The organism is Vibrio sp. D173a (assembly GCF_030248475.1).
The window spans coordinates 1-24,352 of record NZ_JAHGAH010000091.1 but is presented as its reverse complement, the minus strand read 5'-3'; the positions used below and the strand labels follow the sequence as shown (position 1 = coordinate 24,352).

Below are 24,352 nucleotides of genomic sequence, written 5' to 3'. Positions count from 1 at the left end.
TAATAATCGTGCTGAACGCGCCATTAAACCGCTGGTCATTGGCAGAAAAAATTGGCTGTTCTCAAACACACCAAATGGTGCTGATGCGAGCGCGATGCTTTACAGCATCGTCGAGACAGCGAAAGCCAACGGCCTTATCCTCTACGACTACATGGTCAAGTGCATGAAAGAGCTCGCGAAAGCGGAGCCTGATATCGATGCGCTCCTACCTTGGAACTTCAAACATTAACAACACCGCCCCGTGGGTTCATGGGGCGCATACCAAAGGATGGCGTAGTGTATTCACTGCTTCCTAGTGACTTAGAATGAAAAAAGCCACCGACATGCGGTGGCTTCTGTTTTGACCTTTGTTTCGCTCTCAACCAAATCAGCTTAAAGAGCCAAATCATCAAGTATTAGTGCAGCTTCAAGTTCGGACGCAGTACGCGGTTGATACGGCCAACCAGCATCATCAGGCCTGTCTTAATCACGCCATGCAGCGCCATTTGGTGCATGCGGTATAGCGAAATGTAAACCACACGAGCGATACGACCTTCAACCATCATCGAACCTTTGGTTAGGTTGCCCATCAAGCTACCAACCGTAGAGAAGCGGCTTAGAGAAACCAGAGAACCGTGGTCTTTGTATTCGTAAGCTTTTAGTTCACGACCATTTAACTTAGCAACGATGTTAGTAAACGCTTGGCTAGCCATTTGGTGCGCAGCTTGTGCTCGTGGCGGAACAAAAGAGCCATCAGGCTGAGTACATTGTGCTAGATCACCAATAACGAAGATGTCGTCATCACGTGTGGTTTGTAGCGTGTTTTTCACTACAAGCTGGTTAATACGGTTCGTCTCTAGACCTGCGATGTCTTTAATGAAGTCAGGCGCTTTGATACCCGCAGCCCATACCATGATTTGCGCAGGGATCTTCTCACCGTCTTTCGTCGTCAGACCGTCTTTGTCCGCCTGCGTCACCATGGTCGCTGTGCGTACGTTGACACCCAACTTAACCAGCTCTTGGTGTGCCGCAGAAGAAATACGTGGAGGAAGCGCAGGAAGAATACGTTCGCCCGCTTCAACTAGGTTTACGTTTAGCTTGCTAGAATCTAGGTCGCCAAAGCCATAAGTACGCAGCTCTTTCACTGCGTTGTGAAGCTCAGCAGAGAGTTCAACACCAGTCGCACCCGCTCCAACAATCGCGATATCTACCGTGCCATTACCGTTTTTCGCGTGCAGTTTTAGGAACTCGTTGTTCATTTCACTACGGAAACGGTGTGCCTGTTCTGGGCTATCTAGGAAGATACAGTTGTCACGAACACCAGGAGTGTTGAAATCGTTAGATGTAGAACCAATTGCCATCACTAGAATATCGTATTCTAGTTCACGGCTTGGCATAAGAAGTTCGCCGTGCTCGTCCTTAAGCTCACTTAGAATGATCACTTTACGTTCACGATCGATGTCTTGAAGGCTGCCCATTTGGAAGTCAAAGCTGTGGTTTTTTGCGTGAGCACGGTAGCTCAGTGCATCCACACCTTCGTCCAAAGAACCTGTTGCTACTTCGTGTAACAATGGTTTCCACAAGTGGCTCGCTTTACGGTCTACCAGTGTAATTTGCGCACGGTTCTTACGACCCAGAGTGCGGCCCAGTTTGGTTGCCAACTCAAGGCCACCAGCACCGCCGCCTACAACGATAATGCGTGTCACAATGTTATCCTCTACAAAAATGAATATATGGGTTCAGCTCTATGCAGACTCACAGTGCTCTGCGGTCATACATCCAACCGATGAATTCTTTGGTCTCTAGAGGTGAGCTCACTTTTGGATAAACGCCGATACCATCTTGTTTTTGCTTCTTATTTCATTTGCTTGTTGATGCGCATCGGTTTACACGTCTGAAACATGCGATCTCAGACAAAAAATGGGCAAGTTTCTTACTTGCTCTCAATTTTTTTTGATATTTATCAAATTATTTTTACGAAGTTCATTATATAGGGCTATCTTTTGATGGCAACAAAAATCCTTACTCTGGATACAGATTGGCTAATTTTCATCTACTTAACGGTATCGTTTTCGTGCCACAAAAGGTTAAAACAATAAATCAAGATAATAAATAGCTACAAAATGTAAATTTCTACAGAATTATTACTATCAAGTTGAGCAAAGCCAGAAACAGAAACGGCACTTCGAAAAGTACCGTTTAAAGGTAGTTAAATCATTTGCTCTGGTACAAGTTAAGCGTTTTTGAATGCCTTCATCGCTTGCAAATGGTGAGAGATTTTCTTGAATTTATGCGCTTGAGTTTCATCCCAAATGATTTGGTAGTGTTTATCCAATTCTGCTGCGGTTTTTGAGTTGTCGTGAATTTCATCTTCTTTCGACAAAATAACCAAACAGCGCTCTTGATTTTTCGTACGGAACTGCCGGACACATTTGGTTGCAATGTCTTCGTACTCTTCTGGACGGTCAATACGACCTGCCATCGTCTTCTCTGGGTGCAAATTCGGGTTGAACATCACTTGTTTGATGCCGCAAAGAAAACCGATTCGCTCTGACCAGTATGCGCCAAGACCCACACCACAAATCAGTGGATTTGGATCGTTCGCTTGGTCGATGACCTTAGACACTTCTTTCAATAAGTGCTGCATGTCATGCTTAGGATGAAGTGTGCTGTAGTTGATGAAACGAACGTCATCATCGATGAACTGTAATTGAAGAACTTTTTCGTGGTTACCTGGGCTTGTACTATCAAAGCCGTGCAAGTAAATAATCATGTGTACCTCTCCCTGTGACTTGCTGGTACTTCACTTTAAACTACCACTATTTCCTTATGGTTAAAGAGGAAAAAGTCATGAGTTATCAAAACAGTGATCTTCAATACATAATAAGTCTTTAAACTCGCTAGCACTGTCTAAGTATTGTTCATCATCCCACAATTTGTAGGCGACTAAATACCATAGCATTGCCATCATTCGAGTTCTTGGCATCCAAGCTTGAACGCCTTTTAGCCACAAATCCACGTCTTCAATTTGACGAACTTGGCAATACCTGACGACGCCATCTTCAATTGGTACGTCAGCCAGTTGCAAAATAAGGGTGAGATCAAGTCTTGGGTCCGCTAAGCCTGCGTATTCCCAATCAATGACTTTCACACCGTCTTGGCCGCGCACTAAGTTGTAACAACCAAGGTCAAAATGACACAGTACTGCTGGGATTTGTTCTACGCTTGGTTCAGAACGCCACTTGCGGTACAACATCTCAAACTCCGTGCCTACGTACTTGCCCCCTAGCTCTAACCAATAATGATCGATACGTGAGAGATAAGAGAATGGCACTAATGGAATCGACGTTGCTGAATACTCATGGATCGCAGCCGCTATTGGCAGTAACTCTTCAATATCAATTCCCGGTTTGGTGAGAGTATCACCCGGCACCCACTCCACCAATAAACCTTGCTCGTGAACAAACACGGGCTTCGGGCCTAAATTGAGCGGAGCAATCGCGTTGAGAACTTGATATTCATTGTGGCGAGATATAGCAAAGGCCTTGCATACATTACTGGTCGGTCGCCAGACGTAAGCAAGGCCTTCAGAGGATTCCAACCGCCAACAGCGATTGGTCAATCCACCAGTGACGGTTTGAACCTTCACTGGTGGCGAAGTAAAGAAGCCATCAAGAGTATTTAAACTCGGGTCTAATTGTTTCGCTTGTTGCCAAGAAAACCACGCCATGACTGACTTCTCCACTCAGGTCATAAGACCAAACAGAATCAATTAAAGGCCAAATAGGCTCTTAGATTGTTCTTTACGGATTTCTGTCTCATCCGCCCACTCAATCAGACCAGTTTCAAGGTCCATTAGACGCATGGTCATTTTGTAGTAAACGTCTTTGTCACTACCTGCATTTTTCACGATGCTAGAAAGGTTTCCGTAAAGCATGTATTGCGCACCGACCATTTTACCAAATTGGATTGCTGTGCTTTGGTTCACTAGCTCGTCAGTGTTTTGGAAGTTAAGTTGCTCACGAACCGACTCAACGCGGTCCATATCTACGAAACGGAACTTACCAGAGTTCAGCATCTTAGTAGAGATAGTGTCTGTGATTGATTCCGTATCAATATGTTCGCTTGTCTTGTTCTTGATACGCTCAACAAACACGATAGGACGTTGGTCACGAGTAATTGCTGCCACTGAACCTGACATCATCATGCTATCGACCATTTCGCCAGCAATTTTTTGTAGATCCGTCGAACCGAAATCGATCGTTGTGGTTTCAGTCGCTTGCGCATCACCGTAAGAGACTTTGTTTGAACAACCACCCAGAATGACGGCAAGACCTAAAAGAGCAATAATACTTTTTTTCATGAGAGTTCCTTAGTTTGTGTTTCATCCCGAGACGTCTCCATCTTGGGAAAGCAGCATAGCTACCTAAAAAATATGTATCCCAAAGCTTGGGTTAGTTATCTTGTGCTTCGCGAATTTGTACACGGAATTGAGTCCCATTCGGGTTCACCGTCACTTCAGACAAAGTCACTTGTTCAAATCCACGCACAATCATTTTGCGCCATGGACCTGGTTTGGTATTCACTTCTAATCCAGTATTGTCATACCAGTAAAAACGATAAAGAATCTCTTGATCGCCTTTGTAATTGCTGCTCAGTTGAACAACACCGCGTGGACGGTCATCCACATAAGTCGTGGTAATGCTGTCTACCAACAGGCGACTACCCATAACGTTATCGTGGAAGAAAACCTTTTGTGTTTGGCCATCGATTCGGATTCCCGCAGTGTTATCTGCACAACCTGCTAAACCTACTATCACTGCCAAACCTATAAGCCATGCTCTCATTACAACCTCCCTAGCTGTTTATGCCACACCGTAGAATGTGTTCCCTGACGAGAAACCCAAACCAACGTTGTTTGCTGTGCTGGCACTTCGAATTGATACACCTGATCACCAACGTTCAGACTCTGCTGGCCAGGCTTGACGACTTTCGATGCCGTTTTCACCGTGCCCGGAAGTGTCTGCCAACTTCTGGTATCAGGTTGTTCAGTTAGTGTATTCCACACGTTGAAAAGAATGTTGCCGACATCATCACCCTTCGCCGCTTCTTTTCGAATTCTGTCTTTAGCCCAAACACGAATTGCCTGACGAATCACAATCGTCGTTAAACGCTCGTGCAAATCGTTTTGCGCCATGGCATTCACATCGGCCAATGTGCTTGAAGGTAGCTTTTTACCATTCAACGCAACATCACCAAAACGTTGTGTTCCGCGCTTCGGATAATAAGGCAGTGCGAGCGAGTAGATCGCGCCATCACCTCGGCTGTCATAGATTGGTAAATCAATACGCCAACCTTGTAGCGCTTCTACCACACCTTGCTCATCAATCACAATCACGCGACCTTGCGACTTACTCAGCCCTGATGGTGCTTTGCCGTAGCGCTTCTCTAGCATACGCAGATCTTGACGCATACCGAGCTTTTTCGCCGCATACATCGTGCTTTCAATAACTTGCTTGTTATCTGGCATCACTGCAAGTGCACGACGATAGTCTACATACGCACTGTTCAAAGCTCGTGACGCTTCATACAGCAACCCAGAAAGGTAGAATAAGTAACCATTTTGTACAGAGCTCAGCTTTTTGCCTGCGTCTGGGTAGTTGGCTAACACGCTACCTAAGTTCGCTGACATACCTTGCTTCTTAAGATCCTTCTCTGCTTGGTTTAGTTCCTTTTCACGTGCTTTCTTTGCCGCTTCTTGAACTTGGTTTGCGCGGCGCATTTCAACCAGCGCCCCTTCAAGGTCATTTTTTTGTAGGTAGTTCAGACCAAGGTACAAATGCAAAAAGCCGAGTTCATAGTCGGCAGGTTGGTATTCATTTAAATTGTCGTTAACGGCAAGAGAACCCACACTGGTCGCCGTTTCCGTAACAGAAATAGTAGCGCGATCTTGTTGTTTGCGTACTGCACGATAGCTGTCTTCAAGTGAACTCAGGCTGGTTGGGTAGTCTTGCGCAAGAAACGAGATTCGGCCTTGTTCAAAGTTACCAAGTATTTCGCCACCGACATCACTCGATTGCAGTTGCTCAGCCTTGGCATATTCGCCAGCAACCACAGCTTGATAAACTTCTTTATTTTGGTCGCTATAATGACTGAACAGATTGCCAGCGGATAAGTTTGCACATCCTGTAGCAAGCAAAGTCCAGCCTATCAATCCAAATAGCTTCACACCATGTTTCACATTTATCTCCACAAATGTGTTGTTCAAGGAAGAAGTGGATGAGTCACCCTCACCCACTCCTAATAGGTTAGCTCAATACCATAGGGCCTAAAGGACGACCGCCCACTAGGTGCATATGAATATGATAGACTTCCTGACCGCCATGTGAGTTACAGTTTACAATCAAACGGTAACCGTCTTCTGCAATGCCTTCTTCTTTAGCGAGCTTCTTCGCAACCGTGAACATACGGCCCATCATTGCCTCATCTTCCACGTCCACGTCATTGGTTGTCGGGATCAGCTTGTTCGGGATGATAAGGATATGGCTTGGCGCACGCGGATTGATATCACGAAATGCCGTTACTAAATCATCTTGGTAAAGGACATCTGCTGGGATTTCTTTGCGAATAATTTTGCTAAAGATGGTTTCTTCCGCCATGGGTACTCCATTTTATAAGGTGTGTAACCTATTTAGTATGCGCTAAGCCAAAAGCGAGCTCAATAAAAAACAGTGTTCACTTAACATTATCAATATAAGTCGTGACGTTGAAGCTTTTTTTGTCGTGTGCGTCATAAAACGTGCGTCGCAAACTCAATACAGTCCGATGAATTTTGTTACTTTTTTAAGACAATTCTAATTTATGTTGTCTATTTTTGGGGGAGGAAGCTCACTTATGCGGGGTTCAGTAATTAAAAGGATGTATGCAGGCTTTGCGCTGATCATCGTCTTATTCGCAGTCACGATTGCCATTATGATGGGGGGCATGAATGATATTCACGGTAAGTTTGAGACTGTATCCAAGTCTTCTCTGCCGCTTGTCTCTTTATCTAACCAAACCAGTGTAGAACTTCTTTCTGCCAACAAATCTTTTAAAGACTTCCTGACCACAGAGAATAAACAACGTATGGATCAGATGCGTCAGGAATTTGCCAAATCTCAACAAAGCTTCGAAGCAACATTGAGCCAACTTGAAGTTGCAAGCCAAATCTACCCTTCCCTTGCCGAGCCTTTTTCTCAGCTTAAAGAACTTGAGCAGAGCTACTTTACCGAAGCAAAGGAAGCAATGGACAACTACGAAGCGATGTTCGCTGCACAAGAAGAAGTGCAAAAATCTTCTCGTCGCTTCCAACAACTCAATACTGAGCTATCTGTTGGTCTAAAAGAATACGTGGCGGATCAATCCAGCATCTCAGTTAAAGTGATGGCGAAAAGCTACTTTATTAAGCTGAAAGATGCAGAATTGATTACGTCAGATGCGCTGGCAAGCTCAAATCCTGAGTTTGTAACGCAAGCTGTAGCAAAAAACCGCAAGGCGGTGACGCACCTGAATTACGCTTTCCGCGGTTTGGTGACTCAACTTCCTGAACTTAAAGAAGCCTTCGGCGAGTCTGTTGAACAATTTACCCGTGATGTAGGTACGCGTGGTGGTGTTTTAGACCAACACAATAACTATCTATCGGCACGTGCGGCGCTTTACAACAACATCGCCAACCTTGCCACCAAAGTTGACTCAAGCATGTCGATTCTTGAGCAGTTCACTACAACAGCAACCAATAAGCTGAACGAATCCCTTGCAGACGCAGGCGACATCTACTCAGCAGGTGTTATCAAAGCGATTGTGATTGGCGTCATTGTGGTGTTGTTTGCAACGGCTATCGGTTACCACATTGCTCATAGTGTTCGTGAGCCACTGACTCGTATTCTGAAGGCATTAGAAGGTCTGACAGAAGGCGACATGACACAACGCATTGATATTCGTTACAACAACGAATTCAGCCGTGTGAGTGGTCATATCAATACGCTGGCTGACAGCCTACATAACATCCTTGTTAAGCTGAACGACGCATCAGAAAATCTAGCGTCTACAGCCTCAACGAATGAGCAGACGTCTTCTCAAGCACAAGCTCAGTTGAACTCTCAGCGTGAGCAAACCGCAAACGTAGCCACGGCAATGACAGAAATGTCTCACTCAGTACAAGAAGTCGCGCAAAGTGCTCAAGGCTCGTTAGAGATGGTACAGCGTGTTGAAACGGCTTCTGATCAAGGCCGTAACGTCATGAACAGCAACATCTCAACCATCAACCAGCTTGAGACACGCTTGAACGAATCCGTCTCTGCGGTTTCTGAGCTACAAAAAATGAGTGGCCAAATCGGCTCAATTCTGGATGTGATTCGTAATATTGCGGAACAAACCAACCTGCTTGCGCTGAATGCAGCGATCGAAGCGGCACGTGCTGGTGAACAAGGGCGCGGGTTTGCGGTAGTGGCAGATGAAGTTCGCGTACTGGCTTCCAAGACCACACAATCTACAACTGAGATTGAAGCAATGATCAGTAACCTTCAATCCAGTTCTCAGTCTGCTAACCAAGTTATTCAAAGCTGCATGAGTGATATGGAAATATCCGTTGAGCAAGCCTCTAAGGCAAACAGCTCAATGGAAGAAATCCAAGCGCTGATCATCGAAATCAGTCAGATGAGTACCCACATATCCCAAGCGGCGGCTGAGCAGAGCGAGACTTCTGCAGATATTGCGCGCAACATTGAAGACATCAATAGTATTGCTGACCAGAGCTACCATGCAATGTCTAGCATCGCGCAAACCAGTGAATCTTTGACTCAACTGGCACATCAACAAAACGAACTGGTTCATCGATTTAAACTATAAAGTTTTATGTAAAAACTAGAAAATTCATTGCAACCAACTGTATAAGGGCGACTTTTTATTGAAGTCGCCCTTGTTTTTTATGAGCTGTGTCTACATATGGTTTATATGGCTTGCTCATCCCTTTTCTTTTCTCTTTTCGAGCAAGCCAAATAAGAAGGAAAACCTATGGCTGTTCATGTTGGTATTATCGACCAAGATCCAGTGAGATTAGTCACTCCTCTTTTGGATAATCGCACTGTAAGTACACATATCGTCTTCATCGGCGACAAAAGCCAATCCGATATGTACGAGCGACTGAGCGCAGTATTAGAGCAGCGAGAAATTACGTCTGAATTCTTTGAAATTCCTTCTGCAGTAAACACTTCTCTGATCAAACAATCTGTCCATCAATTGGCAAAAGACCTCCATGACCGAGGTGAAGAAGTAAAACTCAATGCAAGCTGTGGCCTCCGTCACCGACTGCTTTCCGTGTACGAAGTCTTCCGTACGTACCGCTGGCCAATCTTCGTAGTAGAACCAAACAGCGATAAACTGTGCTGGCTTTACCCTGATGGCAAAGAAGACACGCAAGTGGAAGACCACATTACGATTTCTGATTACCTCACTATTTTCGGTGCGCGCGGCGAATTCCACCACGTAGACCTTCCACCTCAACTCGATCAAAAGCTTTACGAACTGGGTGAACGCTGGGCATCTAACGCGCTGGAGCTTGGCCCCGGCCTTGCAACACTGAACTACCTTGCAACCACTTGTCGTAAAGAACAAAAGCTGGATGTCGAGCTTTCAGAGAAGCAACAAGGCTACCGTGAGCTGAACATGCTACTGACCGATTTGGTTGAAGCGCAAATCGCCACGTACGAAAACGGTGTTCTAACCTTCGCGGATGAAGATGCTCGTCGTTTCTCTAACGGTGAATGGCTAGAAACACTGGTGCACAGCACTGTCAAACAAATCCAAGACACCATGCCGACGATCCAAGACCGTTCGTTGAATGTGCAGGTTTACCGCAAACTCGGTGAAAGCGAAGTTCGTAATGAACTTGACGTAGCAACGGTGGTAAACAACAAGCTTCACATCATTGAATGTAAGACGAAAGGGATGCGTGATGATGGCGATGATACCCTATACAAGCTGGAATCGTTACGTGACTTATTAGGCGGCCTGCAAGCGCGAGCGATGCTAGTCAGCTTCCGCCCACTGCGTCACAACGACATCACTCGTGCAGAGGACTTAGGTTTAGCGTTGATCGGCCCTGATGAGCTGAAAGATCTCAAAACGCACCTAACCGCATGGTTTAAAGCCGCTGGCGGTTCTGACGAAATTTAATCGTTAATATCCGATCAAAAAAAGCAGCCTCGAGCTGCTTTTTTATTGCTGCAGATTTGTTGTTTGAATACTCCGACAACACTGCCAGATAGAAAAAGCCAGAGGCGAACCTCTGGCTTTTTCCGTTTGTTTAAATGCCAACTAAATGTTGTGCTTAAAGCATCTTACGCGCTGCTTCTACTACAACTTTAATTGAGCGAGCTTCCGTTTCTTTCAGCGTTGAATGATCTGGAATCTCTTTTTGTGTGCGGTTGATGATTACACCCGCCACACAACCTGCTTTTAGACCTGAGCTTGCGCACATAGTTAGCAGTGTTGCTGACTCCATTTCGAAGTTCAGAACGCCCATGTCTTGCCACTCTTGCATAGAACCTTGGAAACGCTTAACAACACGGCCAGAGAAAGTGTCGTAACGCTCTTGACCTGGATAGAAAGTGTCACTTGAAGCAGTCACACCCATATGAACTGTTGCACCAGACTCTTCAACCGCTGCTTTCATAGCTGTTGCGATTTCAAAATCTGCTACTGCTGGGAACTCCATTGGAGCAAAGTGTAGGCTCGCGCCGTCTAGACGAACAGAACCTGTAGTAACGATCATGTCACCCACGTTTACGTGTGGTTGGATTGCACCAGTAGTACCTACACGTAGGAAAGTGCGAACGCCAAGCTGAGCCAACTCTTCTACTGCGATAGAAGTAGATGGGCCACCGATACCAGTAGAACAAACCACAACAGGTTTACCGTCTAGCTCTGCACGGTATAGCGTGTATTCACGGTGACTTGCTAGAAATACTGGGTTTTCCATTTCTTCAGCGATTTTTTGTACGCGTGCTGGATCGCCTGGAATGATTGCTAGAGTAGCACCATTAAGATCCGCTTCAGTAACACCTAAATGGAATACAGCTTGAGACATAAGTCGCTCCTTGTTGTGGCTTATTTTGTAAACAATAAGCTCATTAATAAGTTGTTGGGTACAGATGCACTGTAGCGAACCTTTTACCAACATTGAGTGATCACAGTCACAATAAAACAATGTAATAAATCTACACTTTCAGGACAGAAAAAAGCCCAAGGTATGATGACCTCGGGCTATTTATTCAACATTCAAAGATGTATTAAAGGTTGATACTACTTCAGTTGTTTTGATTCAAAGCGAAGCAGACGCAGTGCATTCAGTGTGACCAGTGCGGTAGCACCACTGTCGGCAAGAACTGCAACCCATAAACCGGTAATACCCAGTAAACTTGTTACTAAGAACACACCTTTTAGGCCTAATGCTAACGCCACGTTCTGACGAATGTTGTTCAGCGTCGCACGTGATAGTTCGATCATACCAGCGAGTTCGATCAAACGGTTGTGAGTCAGCGCGGCATCAGCCGTTTCGAGTGCAACGTCAGTACCACCTCCCATCGCAATGCCAATGCTTGAAGCTTTCATCGCTGGTGCGTCGTTAATACCATCGCCTACCATCGCAACCGTGTGCTGCGCTGAAATCTCTTCTACGTAGTGCACTTTGTCTGCTGGTAGCAAACTTGCTTTGTAATCAAGGCCAATTTGGTTCGCAATTGCTTCGGCACTGCGAGGGTTGTCACCTGTTAGCATCACAGATGAAATACCCAGTTTCTTCAATGCAGCAACGGCTTGTTGAGCATCTTGACGAAGCGTGTCTTGCCAAGCAATCAAACCTATCACTTCGTTATCGTGGCGTGCGATAACCACAGTTTTACCCTGCCCTTCCAACGCTAAGACTTGCTGCTCTACCTGTTGTGAGATTGGGAAGTCAGCTTTCGATGGTGCAATCACCTGAACCAGTTTGCCTTCAACAAGCCCTGTCACACCAGAACCAACCTGCGCGGTTTTGTCTGCAGCTTCAGGAATGTTGATGCCTTGCTCTTGCGCTTTGTTCACCAAAGAAATTGCTAGCGGGTGACTTGAGCCAATCTCAATCGAAGCGGTCAAGCTCAGCAGTTGTTCTTCCGTCACATCAAACGGCACCACATCAGTTACTTGCGGTTTGCCCTGTGTCAGAGTGCCCGTTTTATCGAAAGCGACTGATTCAACACGACCCAATAGCTCAAGCGCTGCACCACCTTTGATCAGTGCGCCTCGTTTTGCCGCCGCCGCTAAGCCAGAAGTGATCGCCGCCGGCGTAGAGATAACCAAAGCACAAGGACATGCGATCAACAATAACGCTAAACCACGGTATACCCACGTTTCCCAAGGTTGAGCAAACAACAATGGTGGTGTAATGATGACTAATAGAGAAACAAGCATCATCAACGGTGTGTACCAACGGCTGAACTTATCGAGGAAACGTTCAAGTGGCGCTTTACGTGATTCCGCTTCTTCAATCAAATGTAGGATACGGTCAATCGCGTTCTCACCTTGGCGAGACGTCACTTTGACTTGAACGACTTTATCGACAACCACAGCACCCGCCATGATTTTGCCGCCTTCGTTGTTCTCTACGGGAACAGACTCGCCCGTTAATGCACTTTCATCAAAGCTTGCCGCTTGAGTCATCAGTACGCCATCAGCTGGCATACGACCACCCGGCGCTACTTCAATCACATCACCCGGCTGTAGCTGTGACGCAGGCACGTCTTGACGTTCGCCGTCCACAATCAGCGTTGTGTTCTCTGGAACAAGATCCATCAAAGCTTGAACACCGCTACGAGCACGAGATGATGCATATGCTTCTAACTTTTCACCAATAAGGAAAAGCAATAGCACCATCGCCGCTTCAGCGGTTTCACCGAGGTAAAGCGCACCTAAAGCCGCCACACTCATTAATGTTTCAATCGCAAATGGCGTACCACTGCGAGCCAACTTGACCGCTTTCATCGCAACCGGATATAAGCCGAGCAAGCAGGTTAAAGTAAATAGCCAAGTACTCAGCGTTGGATTGAAGTCAGAAATGATGCCAGCAAACGCCATCGCACCTGCAATGGATAGGATTTGAACATTGTCTTTGATAACGCCCAACCAACCCTTTTTCTCTGCTTTTGGTTTGGGTGCATCTGTCGATGTCAGTGGGAAACCAGTTTGATGAGAAACCTGCTCGATGACAGAAGCCAACGCACGATTATCAAAATCGACCACTAACTTTTCTGTAGCGAACAAGACCTTGGCATTTGTGACACCCTCAACAGAAGAAATGGCCTTTTCTAGCTTTTGAGCACAGGCAGGACAATCCATGCCCGATACTAGCCAACTATGACGAATGGAGGATTCGAGGGGTTCGGCAGGGCCTTCGTCTTCAACAGAATCCGAGCTACAGCTTCCGCCACTGCAGCAAGAATCTTCCGAAGTGATCACGCTTGCTTGCGTAATATTAAGCGTTGGTTTTGCTGGCGTGCAGCAAGAATCGTTTGCTCCTAGCGCCACCGCAGATTTGACTTTGCCTGTTTGGCAATCTTGATGTTTTGTACACATAATTCACTTTCCTTATTGGTGATAAGTCTCTATTTATCACTAAGAATAAACCTTAGAGCTAACTCCAAGGTCAAGTGTATTTATGTGCATTTCACGAAATTTCTGCTTTTTCATCTTCCATAGCGGTCGCTACTTCATCTATCAACACCGCATCATGGGAACAGAAAGGCTGAGTATTGACGCAAGTGATCGCAGGATCGTCTTCAATGTCTTCTTCTCCGAAGTTTTGCATCAGATCTTTAATGTGTTTGTTCAGCACGACTAACGCCAGCAACCCAAACACTATCGTACCCACTGCTTGCCCATATAATACACCAAGCGCGCCATACCATTGCGATCCAAAGGAAACAAAAGGCAGAGTACCAATTGTTGCTTTACCCAAGTTCAACGCCGTGGAATAAAGTGGTTTACCGAGATTATTAAAAGAAGTGTTAGCGACAAATAAAGTCCCATTGAAGACAAACGTAATGGCAACATAGGTGCAAAATGCGATAACAATAATCGCGGCGTCTCCCGTTAGGCTAAACATCGCTACGATGTAATCTTGCAGCACATAAAGCAGAGCACAAACGCCTAGGGTGTAAATCGTAGTCACCAATAAAGAATCGGTCAGAGTGCGCTTCACACGATCCATACGCTCCGCACCAAAGTTCTGCCCAATGATCGGGCCAACCGCGCCAGAAAGCGCAAAAATAACAGCAAAGCACACTGGCGTTAAACGTCCAATCACAGCAACCCCTGCCACAAAATCTTCACCAAATTGTGCAATGTGAGTAGTCACAATCGCATTACCAATTGGTGTGGCAGTGTTAGTGATAATGGCCGGTATCGCGATCGCCAAGATAGGTTTGAGATTATTTCTGAAGATATCGAAGTCTGGAAGAGACATCAATTTGTGCACGTTAATCAGCGGATAAAGGGAGAAAGCCAATACTGTGAAACGAGCGATCACCGAAGCCGCTGCAGCCCCCTCTACGTTCCATTTAAAGACAAATATAAACAGTGGATCGAGAATCGCGTTAACAATACCACCAGCTAAAGTTGCCCACATAGAGCGCTTTGCATCACCCGCGGCTCGCAAACCGGCACCTGCCGACATACCCAATGCCAGAATCGGCGCACTTGGCAATAGAATGTTGAGATACGCTTCAGCACGCTCAGCAGCAACACCCTCAGCACCGATGGCGGCTAATAGCTCTGGGATATGAATGTACATACCAATGGTGATGACCAAGCTGATCATAAAAGCAACCAACATGATACTGCCACTGGTCAGACTAGCGCGTTCAAAGTCCTTCGCGCCAATCGCTTTAGATACCAGGGCGCCCATGGCAATCGACGTGCCGATAGAGGCTGAAGTGGAAAAGAAGATCAACGTTCCTGCAAAGCCGACGGCAGCCGCGAGCTCCACCTGCCCCAGCATACTGATGAAGAGCATATCGAGTAAATCGACGACAAACAGAGCCATCAAACCAACGGAACCGGCTCCAGACATCACCAGAATGTGGCGCATCGTAGAACCTTGGACAAACTTCGCGTCTTGCGTAGACATACTCTTCCTCAACGACAAAAAGACGCCGAGGCGTCTTTCGTCTTAATACTTATTATTTTGATATTAAACGGGATGTTGAAAACATTCGTTTAGCGTTTTGCCGATGGCTCTTAATACATCGCGTCTTGTAATCACACCGACGAGCTTCTCTTTATCATCGACCACAGGATACATTTTAGGTTTACCTATCTGCATCATGTCAGCCAGTTCGATAATAGACATTTCTGGCGACACAGACAGAACATCGTCATGCATACACTCTTCGACCGTGTGTGTATCCTGACAGTGATAACTGGCTTTAACGAGTTTGTCTAAAAGGTCTTGCTCAGAAAGGAATCCAATGACTTTCTCGTTTTCGTTAATCACAGGTCCACCTAGAGTAACACTTTGCATCACCTTGTCCAAAGCCGCCGTCAACGACATGTCCTTGGTGAAAGTCACCGCCTGTAACGTCATATAATCTTTAACTTTAAGTGAGTGCATTCTTATCTCCTTAGCGGCACATTTTTGCTGCCTTTAAGATAAGTGTCGTCTAATTTCTTGATTTTACTAAATGGAAATTAGCAATTTTATTTATAGGTGCTGTCTATTGATCTTTATCCAAATCAATACATAACACAAACCTATAGATATGCAGTTGCATATTTATTTAAAGTCACATGGAAAAACTATTTCGCTGCAAGCAAAGAATATACAAGCTTGAAATCATTCGAGTCAGAAACGAGTCAACACAGAAAGACCAAAAAGAAATAACTAGCTATGCAGTACAAACAAAAAAGCCAGCCCCAAATCAGGCTGGCTTTCATTGTATTATCACGCAGTAAAATTATGCGTTTTGCATCGCTTCAACGATGTCACGAGCAACGGCTTCCGCTACTTTAATGCCATCGATACCCGCAGAAAGGATACCACCAGCATAGCCAGCACCTTCACCCGCAGGGAAGAAGCCTTTCAGGTTGATACTCTGGAAGTCTTTACCACGCTTGATACAAACTGGTGAAGACGTACGCGTCTCAACACCCGTCAGCAAACCATCTTCTGATGCAAAACCTTTGATCTTACGATCGAATGCTGGGATTGCTTCACGAATCGCTTCAATAGCAAATGCCGGTAACGCTTTTGATAGGTCAGTCAGGTTGATGCCCGGAGTGAATGATGGCTCAACATCGCCCAGCGCACTTGGATCGCGACCTTTCAGGAAGTCACCAATCTTCTGTGCTGGAGCGTCGTAGTTCTCGCCGCCTAGTGCGTAAGCGCCCGATTCTAGTTCACGCTGGAAGCGGATACCCGCTAGCGGATCTCCCGGGTAATCGACTTCTGGAGAGATGCCCACAACGATTGCGCTGTTCGCGTTGCGTTCTGCACGAGAGTATTGACTCATGCCGTTGGTTACCACGCGACCTTCTTCAGAAGTTGCAGCAACTACCGTACCACCAGGGCACATACAGAAGCTGTAAACCGTACGGCCATTCTTACAATGGTGAACCAGTTTGTAGTCTGCGGCACCAAGAATTGGGTGACCTGCATTTGGACCAAAACGTGCTTCGTCGATCATCGATTGTTTGTGCTCGATACGGAAACCAACAGAAAACGGCTTCGCTTCCATGTAAACGCCACGGTCGTGCAGCATTCCAAAGGTATCACGAGCACTATGACCTACCGCTAGTACTACGTGACGAGATTTGATCTCTTCACCGTTTGATAGCGTTACGCCTGTGATTTGACCATCTTCCATATGCAGATCGTCAACACGAGTACTAAAGCGGATCTCACCACCTAGCTCGATGATTTTCGCGCGCATCTTTTCGATCATGGTAACCAGTTTAAAGGTACCGATGTGCGGCTTACTTACGTATAGAATTTCTTCTGGAGCACCAGCTGCTACAAACTCAGTGATCACTTTACGACCATAGAAGTTTGGATCTTTCACTTGGCTGTAAAGTTTACCATCAGAGAAAGTGCCTGCGCCTCCTTCACCAAACTGTACGTTTGATTCTGGGTTTAGTGTGCGCTTACGCCAAAAGCCAAACGTGTCTTTAGTACGCTCACGTACTTCTTTACCACGCTCAACGATGATTGGGTTAAAGCCCATTTGAGCCAAAACCAAACCCGCAAACAAACCACAAGGACCAAAACCGATCACCACTGGGCGCTCTGTTAGGTTCTCTGGTGCTTTCGCTACAAACTTGTATTCCATATCTGGTGTTTGGCGAACGTGCGGATCTTTTTCGAATTTCGCTAACAACGCTTCTTCATCACCTTCAACGATGATGTCTAGCGTGTAGATAAGGTGAATGTTGGTTTTCTTACGAGCATCGTAGCCGCGTCTAAAGACATTAAAAGAGATAACTTTCTCAGCAGCAATGCCAAGCTTTTTAGTAATCGCGTCCAATAGCGCGCCTTCCTCGTGATCAAGAGGAAGTTTAATTTCATTAATACGAATCATGTGATGTCTCGTTATGGTAGGTGTCTTAGCCAAAGCCACACATTTCCCTCCATATCTAAGGAGAAAAAAGATGGTCAGCTCACAATGGCGCGCATTTTACGAGAAATTGATTTGTCTGTCATACTAAATCCAAGTTGCGCGGCGGAATTAACGTAGCGAATGTTGAATTTTGCCTTGGGATGCGTATTATCCCCATTCTTCAATTTTGACTAACTTAAGAGCTGATTATCATGGCGTTTGTCGTAACCGATAACTGTATCCAATGTAAATACACTGACTGTGTCGCGGTATGCCCTGCAGATGCCTTCCACGAAGGCCCGAACTTTATGGTAATCAATCCGATTGAATGCATCGACTGTGGCTTGTGCGTGGACGAATGTGCCGCAGCCGCTATCTTCCAAGAAGACGAGCTACCAGAAGATCAAGTGATCTACAAAGAGCTCAACGCAGAACTTGCTGAAATCTGGCCGGTACAAACCGAAGTGAAGCCAGCAATGGACGAAGCGGAAAAGTGGAATGGTGTGCCAAACAAGTTGGACATGCTAGAAAAATAAGTGCATTAAAACGAAAAAAGCGTAATGAACCTCAACTTGAAAAAGTCTGGCTCGTTACGCTTTTTTTGTATCTATGATTCGTTGATACGATTAGCTGTGTTGACGACGCATGTTGTCCAGAATAATACCTGTCGCCATTGCTACGTTTAGAGACTCAGCACCACCAAACGCTGGAATAGTGATTTTATCGGTCACAAACTTCGATGCCGCCTCACGTACACCATGAGATTCACTACCCATCAACAAAATGCCGTCTGCTGAGAATTCCGTTTTGTGCACGCTTTCACCTTCAAGGAAAGCGCCATACACCGGCAAGTTTGCATCTTCCAAGTAGCTTGGTAAATCCACTAGACTCACTTGCACACGACCAAAGCTGCCCATGGTTGCGCTAATGGTTTTCGGGTTATATGGGTCGGCACAATCCGTACTCGCGATGATGTGCTTGATACCGTACCAATCCGCAACGCGAATGATCGTACCTAGGTTACCCGGATCAGAAACACCATCCAATGCGATCATCAAGCCTTTTGCCTGAGGCACTGTTACGTTTGGAATTTCAACCACAGCAATAGCGGCATTGTTGCTCACCAGCGTACTTGCTTTGGTTAGCTCATCCAGTGATGCCTCAATGCACTCGAAGCCATTGAGTTCATGACTGTGCTGCTCTAGAAACTCAGCGGTTGCAAAGATTTGCTTTACACTCAACGAACTGTTCGCCAATTCCAGTACATTCTTTTCACCTTGAACCAGAAATAAGCCGTGCGCTTTACGCTGCTTCTTTTGACCCAAAGCACGAAGCAGTTTTAGTTGGTTTTTTGAAATCATGAAAATATCCCAGGTGAAAATGGCGTGAACTAAAGCGCAAGATTATAGAGTAAAGTGAAATGAACAAAAAGAGACGCCGGAAACGAAAAAGCCTCGCTGCATAAGCGAGGCTTTTAATGTGATGCTTGCCAAATAAATTAGCATAGCCCGAACGGGCTTTCAAATAGATACAAAACTACTTGCAACATAAGTTCGCATAAGATTGTTAGTAGACAACCTAAAACGCGAGTTTAAACCCTTCATGTGTTGCTTTGAATCCAAGTTTTTCATAGAACCTGATTGAATCTGGGCGCTGCTTGTCACTTGTTAACTGAACGATTGTACAGCCTTTACTTTTTGCCAGTTCAATCGCATGTGCGAACATTTGCTCACCAAAACCTCGTCCACGATAGTCACTATGGATTCGAACACCTTCTATAAGACAACGCCAACTGCCAATATGTGTCAGGTAGGGAATATAAGTAATTTGAAGCATTCCGACTAGAGAGTTTTCCAGTTCAACAACCAGCAATTCGTTGTTTGGGTCTCGTGCAATTGCTTCGAACGCTTCAATATAGTCACTTTTCAACGGAACAGACGCGTCTTCTCTTTTGCTGCCAAGCGGGTCATTTGAAAGCAAAGCAACAAGACCTTCCAAATCTTCAAAATCAGCTGAACGATACTTTAATTGCATCTATAGTTCCCTATTACTTCTGGCTGCTAACCTAGCGTTAAGTGGTGAACAACACTAACCACCACACCTAAACCATTGTACCTTAAACACTTAACCTAACCGAAAATGAAATCGCCCAGCGTTGTGAATACGCCTTAAACGCTTTGTTGAACGAAGCCGCTCCGCGGCAGAGTAAATACAACACAAGTCATACTCTTATAACACCATCATCCCGATGGTCGTTGACAGGAGTAACTTATGAATTCTACCGACTTAGAACGCTTCAACTTAATTTATGAACAACACCTTAGCAACCTTAAAATGCAAGGTGAACGACCTGCGACCATTGATGCCTATTTCCGTGCAGTTCGTTGGATAAGGCGGGATTATCCACCTTGCAATACCTTCGCTCGCCTTTAGAAAAGCATCAAGGCTGCCCCCCTTCGAGAGCGGATCGTACAATTTACTTATATAGAAGCTCGGGCTTGTTCAACACTTGGATTTAACGTTGGCTATGCAACGCTTAATCCTTATCTGTTATGAGCTAGGCTAACGACTCAGTTACCACGTTTTAGATGGAGCAGGGTTAGAGTGCCAATCGGTATGGGTAGCGCCGCCACTTTCTGCCCAAGGCGTAATATCAGGATAAGCTTGACTGGCGTCTATTTTCTCGTATGGATGAGCCCAATTTGCAGGGATATCCAAGGCCCAAGGTAGACCCGCCTGGGTTTGATAGAACTCGTTATTCTCAACAATACTGTCATCATCACCTACACCAAATATGCTGGTATTTGCTAGGTCGGTGTTCGGATAGTTCATTAGATGAATCTCTTTGTTTCGAGAACCAACTTTGAAAATGAACGGGTTGAACGCTTTTGGTGCTAAGCTGTTCATAGAGCCATCAATGACTAGTGATGCGCTGTAATCTACCGCACTTCGGTTATCACCTGCCTCAGTGTTATAGAAGTTATAAGAGCTGTTGGCTGGCAACAGATCGCTCACATTATCAATTAGCACGAAGACCATCTCGCCGCTATGACCAGATTCAGGAGTCACTGTTGAGGTTACGCCGTCGATTGTACGAGTCAGCGTACCGACATCAGACGCTTCCAATCCAGCTAGAGATATGGCGAAGCCGTTGTTCTCAGCGGCACCACGCGCAACAGCTTGACCGTAGTAATCGAAGCGGGTGATCTCATTGCTAGCGTTAGTGTAAACACCGTAAGCGTAGCGAGTGACAAAGTCATTCAGGTCGTAATCGCCTTCAAAAGGCCATAGATCTTCATACGCTAATGTGTGCCAGCCGGTTGTTGGCGTGCGGCTGTAGAAGGCGATATTCGGATCGTTTGGCGCATAATCGTTGGCGTCAGCAACACCGTCGCCATCGCTATCACCAATCTCTGGCCAACTGATTTCTGCAAAGTTACTGATTAGGCCGTTAGAGTCAACGGCTGTCACTTGTACTCTCCATAACTCGCCATTTTCAGTTTGGTTCGCAGGTAAGGTCGCACTATTGTTGTCATTTTTGCCGACGAATTCATCATCCACGTAGAAACCTTGTCCAACATCCACAAACCAACGATAGGTGTAGGTTACTGAGTCACCGTCTGGGTCGGCAGGGCTTGGGCCTGTTACCGACACCACTAGTGGGTCATTATCACCTAATTCACTACTGCGAGATAAAGTTGGGGTGAATGGGGGTTCGTTCTCAATCTCGGTGTAGGTTACCGTCAGTAAGCTGTAATCGAGCGTGGTTAACCACCCGTCAGCATTAACATCAATGTCTAGGTCTACGTTAATTAACCCGTCGTCTAATGAAGCAAGCGGTAGATCGAATACGGTGGTAGACCAATTGTTGTTGGTGCCTTGTAAGAAGCCTGGGTTGAGCATAGTGCCGTCGACGGTAACACTGTCGTACTCACCATTCTCACCGTGATGAGCTTCAGAGTCCACATCGTAGGCGTAAATTGTCAGTGTCGCAGAGGTTACTTGAGCTCCCGATGGCATAGAGATGTCGTGCTGCCAAGAATAATCTTCATTCTTATCACTGTAGATTGAAAAACCGTACCCAGAAGGTGCAACATAGTGAGGAGGGGTACTGCTGGCATTGATCTTTTGAGTCACGGTCGTAGAGCCATCACCGTTAACGACAGTTTGATTTTCTGAAGCCGCTGCGAAAACTTGATTGGAAAGGCTACACGCAGCGACGACGCAAGCTACAAGCAGTGATTTTTTCATATTATCCATAATATTCACTCCTTAATCTGCGTCTAAAACGATGTTGCAGCTGACGTACAGGTCTTTGACAATGTCTGTTGAATCAACCTGAGAGATACACTCATTACCCCGAACAAGCGCCACTAACTTGATGCCTTGCCATGTGTATAACAGGCTTAATGTGTTGGTCAGTTGGCCGTTGCTGTTTGTCATCCCTGTGTAAAATGGTCTGGAATCAGTACCTTCACTGCTCATGCTATACAGCTTAATGATATGAGCACCGCGTATCGCTGCAGCCTCTCCGTCACGCTGTGACACATCACTGACGACGTTGATTGTCAGGTCTTTGTAAGTTGAGCCGCTCCACTCGAAAGAGCTAGGCACTGAAATGTCTGAAAAACTCTGTGTTGCTGTAAGCGTTGATACGCTGCCTCCGCCTCCGCCGCCATCTCCTCCACATCCGTGCAAGGTGAGAGCAATTGCTGTCGTTAATATTGTGGGAAGTAGCATTTTCATTGTCGTTTCCCTTCTGTCCCTAAAAACCTAAATACCGCAAAGAGTGTGCCAAAACTTAACTTAATGAAAATAAAAGGGTTTATTGGTGTTTATTATTTTGGGGATAGGAAAAAGAATGAATATATCAATATGAGAATCAAAATGATGGAACAGTGAATTGAAGCAGTTGTAGTAACGGATTGGGGTGTTTTTCTGGGGGGCTTTGTTGCGTAATTCAGTTTAGAGATAGAGTCGCCCATTTTGTGTGTTTCTTCGTCAATACGATAAGTTTCAGGCATACCTAACCCAGTAAACTTGTTCAACGCTTTTATTATCGCGGTTTCTGAGAGTGAACGTTTGTGGTACCCATACCGCTTTTTCCAATACTTATTTGAGCCGCATAACTTCTGACAACCCATGGCGAGTTTTGTAGTGGGACCCCGCTCCCAAAAGGCTGCCCCTGCCATCTGTCCCGTGTTTTTGACTTTCCATTCTCCTTCGCCATAAACTTTTAGACCTGTTGCATCAATGGCTGGGTACTAAATCACTCCTCACGTTTTCGTCTTAAATGAGACCTCAACTTGCTTAGCTCTGCGGCTTCACGAGGTCTCGGATAACTACTGCTAATGTTTTGAATTTAGTAATTTATACCTTACTTAACCAATTTAATATCTGAAGTATCTATACAGAAACTCTTTGCATCAGCACTTGAGCCATAGGGTTCTCTGACTTGATGCTCAGAGTAATGGATAACAGCACCAGCGTAGCCATCAAACGAAACCATGCGAATATAACATGAGAGCCGCAATTGCGGCTCTCATGTATTCCGGTTATTCGTGATATTAAGCAAACAAGAATGTGTATAAGTAACCAGCACCCACTGCCATACTAAGGATGACGAATAAGAATGCTGCAATCATTTGGTTCTTGAAGATTGATTTCAACAAGATTACCTCGGTTAGACTTGCGCCCGCACTGCCGATGATCAATGCCATTACAGAACCAAGTGCCATCCCCTTCTGAACTAGAGCAGCACTTAGTGGGATAACGGCCTCTGCTCGAATGTATAGTGGGATACCGATAACAGCCGCTACAGGGATTGCATACCAGTTACCAGCACCTGCATACTCAGCGATTAAATCTGTTGGGATAAAGCCATAGATCAATGAACCGAGAGCAATACCCATTAGCAAGTATGGAAGAACTTGTTTGAAATCTTTCCACGTATTTATCCAAATACGAACCCAACGGCTTGGCTCTGCGGATGGAACAATTGTAGCCGCAGCTTCACCGATTGATGAGCAGCAAGAAACTTGTACTTGTGGTACAGAGTCACCACAAGATGTACCACAGCTAGATTCTTTTTTAGGTGCTGGTTTGGAGTCACTACAAGAAGTACCACAACTTGAGCCTGAATCTGTTGACTCATACGCTTCTGGACGCACATATTTTTCAAAGCCTAACTTCTCTAAGATAAAACCAGCTGAAACGGCAACTACCATTGCTACTGCAAAGTAGAACACAGCGACGTTCAAGCCGAATGTTGCAATGAACAAACCAATGATGACTGGATTAAGCAGTGGTGATGCAAACAAGAACACCATCATTGGACCGAAACCCGCTCTAGCTCTCAACAGGCCTTTCAAAAAAGGAATAGTTGAGCAAGAGCAAAATGGTGTGATAGCACCAAGGAACGCTGCCACAATGTAGCCTTTACCCTTTCTAGAGCTCAGGATGGATTGGATTTTCTCTGGGGTTAAAAACTCTTGAAGAATACCTACTAAGTAACTTACAGCTAAAAATAGGATGACTAGTTCAGTAGCCAAGAACAGAAACATATGTCCTGCCTCTTTGGCCATTGCAATAATTTCTGGGTTCATGTGATCAATCCCTCATTTCGATATTATTCGAATTATACGGGTGAAATTTGCACCGTCAATAATTATTTCGAAAAAACTCGAAATGTTTTTCTTCTTCGCTATAAT

21 protein-coding genes and 2 pseudogenes are annotated in these 24,352 nt (G+C 45.5%); 5 read left to right on the top strand and 18 right to left on the bottom strand.

Going from position 1 to position 24,352, the window contains the following annotated elements; translation table 11 throughout:
* Positions 1-229: transposase domain-containing protein (locus KIV40_RS10525; protein ID WP_285349066.1), on the top strand; the 229-nt coding region annotated here is incomplete at its 5' end.
* Positions 230-395: 166 nt separating this feature from the next.
* On the opposite strand, the gene KIV40_RS10520 is transcribed toward KIV40_RS10525, so the two are convergent.
* The 7 genes from KIV40_RS10520 to hinT form a co-directional block, all read right to left on the bottom strand.
* Complete coding sequence (locus KIV40_RS10520; protein WP_005431677.1) at positions 396-1,685, bottom strand: NAD(P)/FAD-dependent oxidoreductase; 1,290 nt, start codon at positions 1,683-1,685, stop codon at positions 396-398.
* 527 nt (positions 1,686-2,212) lie between these two features.
* Complete coding sequence (gene ycfP, locus KIV40_RS10515) at positions 2,213-2,752, bottom strand: alpha/beta hydrolase YcfP (protein WP_012127387.1); 540 nt, start codon at positions 2,750-2,752, stop codon at positions 2,213-2,215.
* Positions 2,753-2,827: 75 nt separating this feature from the next.
* A complete protein-coding gene (thiK, locus tag KIV40_RS10510; RefSeq protein WP_285349064.1) occupies positions 2,828-3,709 on the bottom strand; it encodes a thiamine kinase in 882 nt (293 codons plus the stop codon).
* Between the two features lie 42 nt (positions 3,710-3,751).
* Complete coding sequence (lpoB, locus tag KIV40_RS10505; protein WP_005431666.1) at positions 3,752-4,342, bottom strand: penicillin-binding protein activator LpoB; 591 nt, start codon at positions 4,340-4,342, stop codon at positions 3,752-3,754.
* 91 nt (positions 4,343-4,433) lie between these two features.
* Entirely contained in the window at positions 4,434-4,826 is a 393-nt protein-coding gene (locus KIV40_RS10500; RefSeq protein WP_012127384.1) for a YcfL family protein, read from the bottom strand.
* Positions 4,826-6,220: a COG3014 family protein gene (locus KIV40_RS10495; protein WP_048814092.1), complete on the bottom strand. Its 1,395-nt coding sequence runs from the start codon at positions 6,218-6,220 to the stop codon at positions 4,826-4,828. The genes KIV40_RS10500 and KIV40_RS10495 overlap by 1 nt, the downstream gene beginning before the upstream one ends.
* A 67-nt stretch (positions 6,221-6,287) precedes the next feature.
* Positions 6,288-6,638: a purine nucleoside phosphoramidase gene (gene hinT / locus KIV40_RS10490; RefSeq protein ID WP_010649112.1), complete on the bottom strand. Its 351-nt coding sequence runs from the start codon at positions 6,636-6,638 to the stop codon at positions 6,288-6,290.
* Between the two features lie 235 nt (positions 6,639-6,873).
* On the opposite strand from hinT, the gene KIV40_RS10485 reads away from it, so the two are divergent.
* Positions 6,874-8,865 (top strand): methyl-accepting chemotaxis protein, encoded by a 1,992-nt coding sequence (locus KIV40_RS10485; RefSeq protein WP_285349059.1) that lies wholly within the window; start codon positions 6,874-6,876, stop codon positions 8,863-8,865.
* 165 nt (positions 8,866-9,030) lie between these two features.
* Positions 9,031-10,191, top strand: coding sequence for a DUF1887 family protein (locus KIV40_RS10480; protein ID WP_005431680.1), 1,161 nt, complete (start codon positions 9,031-9,033; stop codon positions 10,189-10,191).
* A gap of 154 nt (positions 10,192-10,345) precedes the next feature.
* On the opposite strand, the gene udp is transcribed toward KIV40_RS10480, so the two are convergent.
* The 5 genes from udp to KIV40_RS10455 all read right to left on the bottom strand — a co-directional run bounded on the left by udp (position 10,346) and on the right by KIV40_RS10455 (position 17,624).
* Positions 10,346-11,104, bottom strand: coding sequence for a uridine phosphorylase (gene udp, locus KIV40_RS10475; RefSeq protein WP_005437517.1), 759 nt, complete (start codon positions 11,102-11,104; stop codon positions 10,346-10,348).
* Between the two features lie 215 nt (positions 11,105-11,319).
* Positions 11,320-13,626, bottom strand: coding sequence for a zinc/cadmium/mercury/lead-transporting ATPase (locus KIV40_RS10470; protein WP_285349058.1), 2,307 nt, complete (start codon positions 13,624-13,626; stop codon positions 11,320-11,322).
* Between the two features lie 91 nt (positions 13,627-13,717).
* The gene (locus KIV40_RS10465) at positions 13,718-15,178 is read right to left on the bottom strand and encodes an MATE family efflux transporter (protein ID WP_285349056.1); all 1,461 of its coding nucleotides are present in this window, start codon (positions 15,176-15,178) and stop codon (positions 13,718-13,720) included.
* 63 nt (positions 15,179-15,241) lie between these two features.
* Positions 15,242-15,661 (bottom strand): CBS domain-containing protein, encoded by a 420-nt coding sequence (locus tag KIV40_RS10460; protein ID WP_005431646.1) that lies wholly within the window; start codon positions 15,659-15,661, stop codon positions 15,242-15,244.
* 343 nt (positions 15,662-16,004) lie between these two features.
* On the bottom strand, positions 16,005-17,624 hold the full coding sequence (locus tag KIV40_RS10455) for an NAD(P)/FAD-dependent oxidoreductase (RefSeq protein WP_012127377.1): 1,620 nt from the start codon (positions 17,622-17,624) through the stop codon (positions 16,005-16,007).
* Between the two features lie 230 nt (positions 17,625-17,854).
* Between KIV40_RS10455 and fdxA the strand changes: the two genes are divergently transcribed.
* Positions 17,855-18,178, top strand: coding sequence for a ferredoxin FdxA (gene fdxA, locus KIV40_RS10450; protein WP_005431654.1), 324 nt, complete (start codon positions 17,855-17,857; stop codon positions 18,176-18,178).
* A 90-nt stretch (positions 18,179-18,268) separates the two neighbouring features.
* Here the strand turns inward: fdxA and KIV40_RS10445 are convergent, their stop codons facing one another.
* Together KIV40_RS10445 and KIV40_RS10440 are read right to left on the bottom strand one after the other, a co-directional pair.
* Complete coding sequence (locus tag KIV40_RS10445) at positions 18,269-19,003, bottom strand: RNA methyltransferase (protein WP_005532025.1); 735 nt, start codon at positions 19,001-19,003, stop codon at positions 18,269-18,271.
* Between the two features lie 217 nt (positions 19,004-19,220).
* Complete coding sequence (locus KIV40_RS10440; protein ID WP_012127376.1) at positions 19,221-19,676, bottom strand: GNAT family N-acetyltransferase; 456 nt, start codon at positions 19,674-19,676, stop codon at positions 19,221-19,223.
* Between the two features lie 237 nt (positions 19,677-19,913).
* Here KIV40_RS10440 and KIV40_RS10435 point away from each other — a divergent pair.
* Positions 19,914-20,033 (top strand): annotated as a pseudogene (locus KIV40_RS10435) (integrase); the annotation flags it as partial.
* A gap of 183 nt (positions 20,034-20,216) precedes the next feature.
* Here KIV40_RS10435 and KIV40_RS10430 read toward each other — a convergent pair.
* The 4 genes and pseudogenes from KIV40_RS10430 to KIV40_RS10415 form a co-directional block, all read right to left on the bottom strand.
* Positions 20,217-21,902, bottom strand: a complete 1,686-nt coding sequence (locus KIV40_RS10430; RefSeq protein WP_285349053.1) for an LruC domain-containing protein — start codon at positions 21,900-21,902, stop codon at positions 20,217-20,219.
* Positions 21,903-21,914: 12 nt separating this feature from the next.
* Entirely contained in the window at positions 21,915-22,388 is a 474-nt protein-coding gene (locus tag KIV40_RS10425) for a hypothetical protein (RefSeq protein ID WP_012127373.1), read from the bottom strand.
* A 257-nt stretch (positions 22,389-22,645) separates the two neighbouring features.
* Positions 22,646-22,966: pseudogene (locus KIV40_RS10420) on the bottom strand (IS5/IS1182 family transposase); the annotation flags it as partial.
* 243 nt (positions 22,967-23,209) lie between these two features.
* Complete coding sequence (locus KIV40_RS10415) at positions 23,210-24,247, bottom strand: permease (RefSeq protein ID WP_012127368.1); 1,038 nt, start codon at positions 24,245-24,247, stop codon at positions 23,210-23,212.
* Between the last annotated feature and the right edge of the window lie 105 nt (positions 24,248-24,352).

What these genes read in the sequence shown, in the direction of transcription:
- KIV40_RS10440 (WP_012127376.1), bottom strand. Translation starts at nt 19,676, where the DNA reads ATGCAATTAAAGTATCGTTCAGCTGATTTTGAAGATTTGGAAGGTCTT.
- KIV40_RS10465 (WP_285349056.1), bottom strand. Translation starts at nt 15,178, where the DNA reads ATGTCTACGCAAGACGCGAAGTTTGTCCAAGGTTCTACGATGCGCCAC.
- KIV40_RS10460 (WP_005431646.1), bottom strand. Translation starts at nt 15,661, where the DNA reads ATGCACTCACTTAAAGTTAAAGATTATATGACGTTACAGGCGGTGACT.
- KIV40_RS10485 (WP_285349059.1), top strand. Translation starts at nt 6,874, where the DNA reads ATGCGGGGTTCAGTAATTAAAAGGATGTATGCAGGCTTTGCGCTGATC.
- KIV40_RS10445 (WP_005532025.1), bottom strand. Translation starts at nt 19,003, where the DNA reads ATGATTTCAAAAAACCAACTAAAACTGCTTCGTGCTTTGGGTCAAAAG.
- KIV40_RS10470 (WP_285349058.1), bottom strand. Translation starts at nt 13,626, where the DNA reads ATGTGTACAAAACATCAAGATTGCCAAACAGGCAAAGTCAAATCTGCG.
- thiK (WP_285349064.1), bottom strand. Translation starts at nt 3,709, where the DNA reads ATGGCGTGGTTTTCTTGGCAACAAGCGAAACAATTAGACCCGAGTTTA.
- KIV40_RS10415 (WP_012127368.1), bottom strand. Translation starts at nt 24,247, where the DNA reads ATGAACCCAGAAATTATTGCAATGGCCAAAGAGGCAGGACATATGTTT.
- hinT (WP_010649112.1), bottom strand. Translation starts at nt 6,638, where the DNA reads ATGGCGGAAGAAACCATCTTTAGCAAAATTATTCGCAAAGAAATCCCA.
- fdxA (WP_005431654.1), top strand. Translation starts at nt 17,855, where the DNA reads ATGGCGTTTGTCGTAACCGATAACTGTATCCAATGTAAATACACTGAC.
- lpoB (WP_005431666.1), bottom strand. Translation starts at nt 4,342, where the DNA reads ATGAAAAAAAGTATTATTGCTCTTTTAGGTCTTGCCGTCATTCTGGGT.
- KIV40_RS10500 (WP_012127384.1), bottom strand. Translation starts at nt 4,826, where the DNA reads ATGAGAGCATGGCTTATAGGTTTGGCAGTGATAGTAGGTTTAGCAGGT.
- KIV40_RS10430 (WP_285349053.1), bottom strand. Translation starts at nt 21,902, where the DNA reads ATGGATAATATGAAAAAATCACTGCTTGTAGCTTGCGTCGTCGCTGCG.
- ycfP (WP_012127387.1), bottom strand. Translation starts at nt 2,752, where the DNA reads ATGATTATTTACTTGCACGGCTTTGATAGTACAAGCCCAGGTAACCAC.
- udp (WP_005437517.1), bottom strand. Translation starts at nt 11,104, where the DNA reads ATGTCTCAAGCTGTATTCCATTTAGGTGTTACTGAAGCGGATCTTAAT.
- KIV40_RS10455 (WP_012127377.1), bottom strand. Translation starts at nt 17,624, where the DNA reads ATGATTCGTATTAATGAAATTAAACTTCCTCTTGATCACGAGGAAGGC.
- KIV40_RS10425 (WP_012127373.1), bottom strand. Translation starts at nt 22,388, where the DNA reads ATGAAAATGCTACTTCCCACAATATTAACGACAGCAATTGCTCTCACC.
- KIV40_RS10480 (WP_005431680.1), top strand. Translation starts at nt 9,031, where the DNA reads ATGGCTGTTCATGTTGGTATTATCGACCAAGATCCAGTGAGATTAGTC.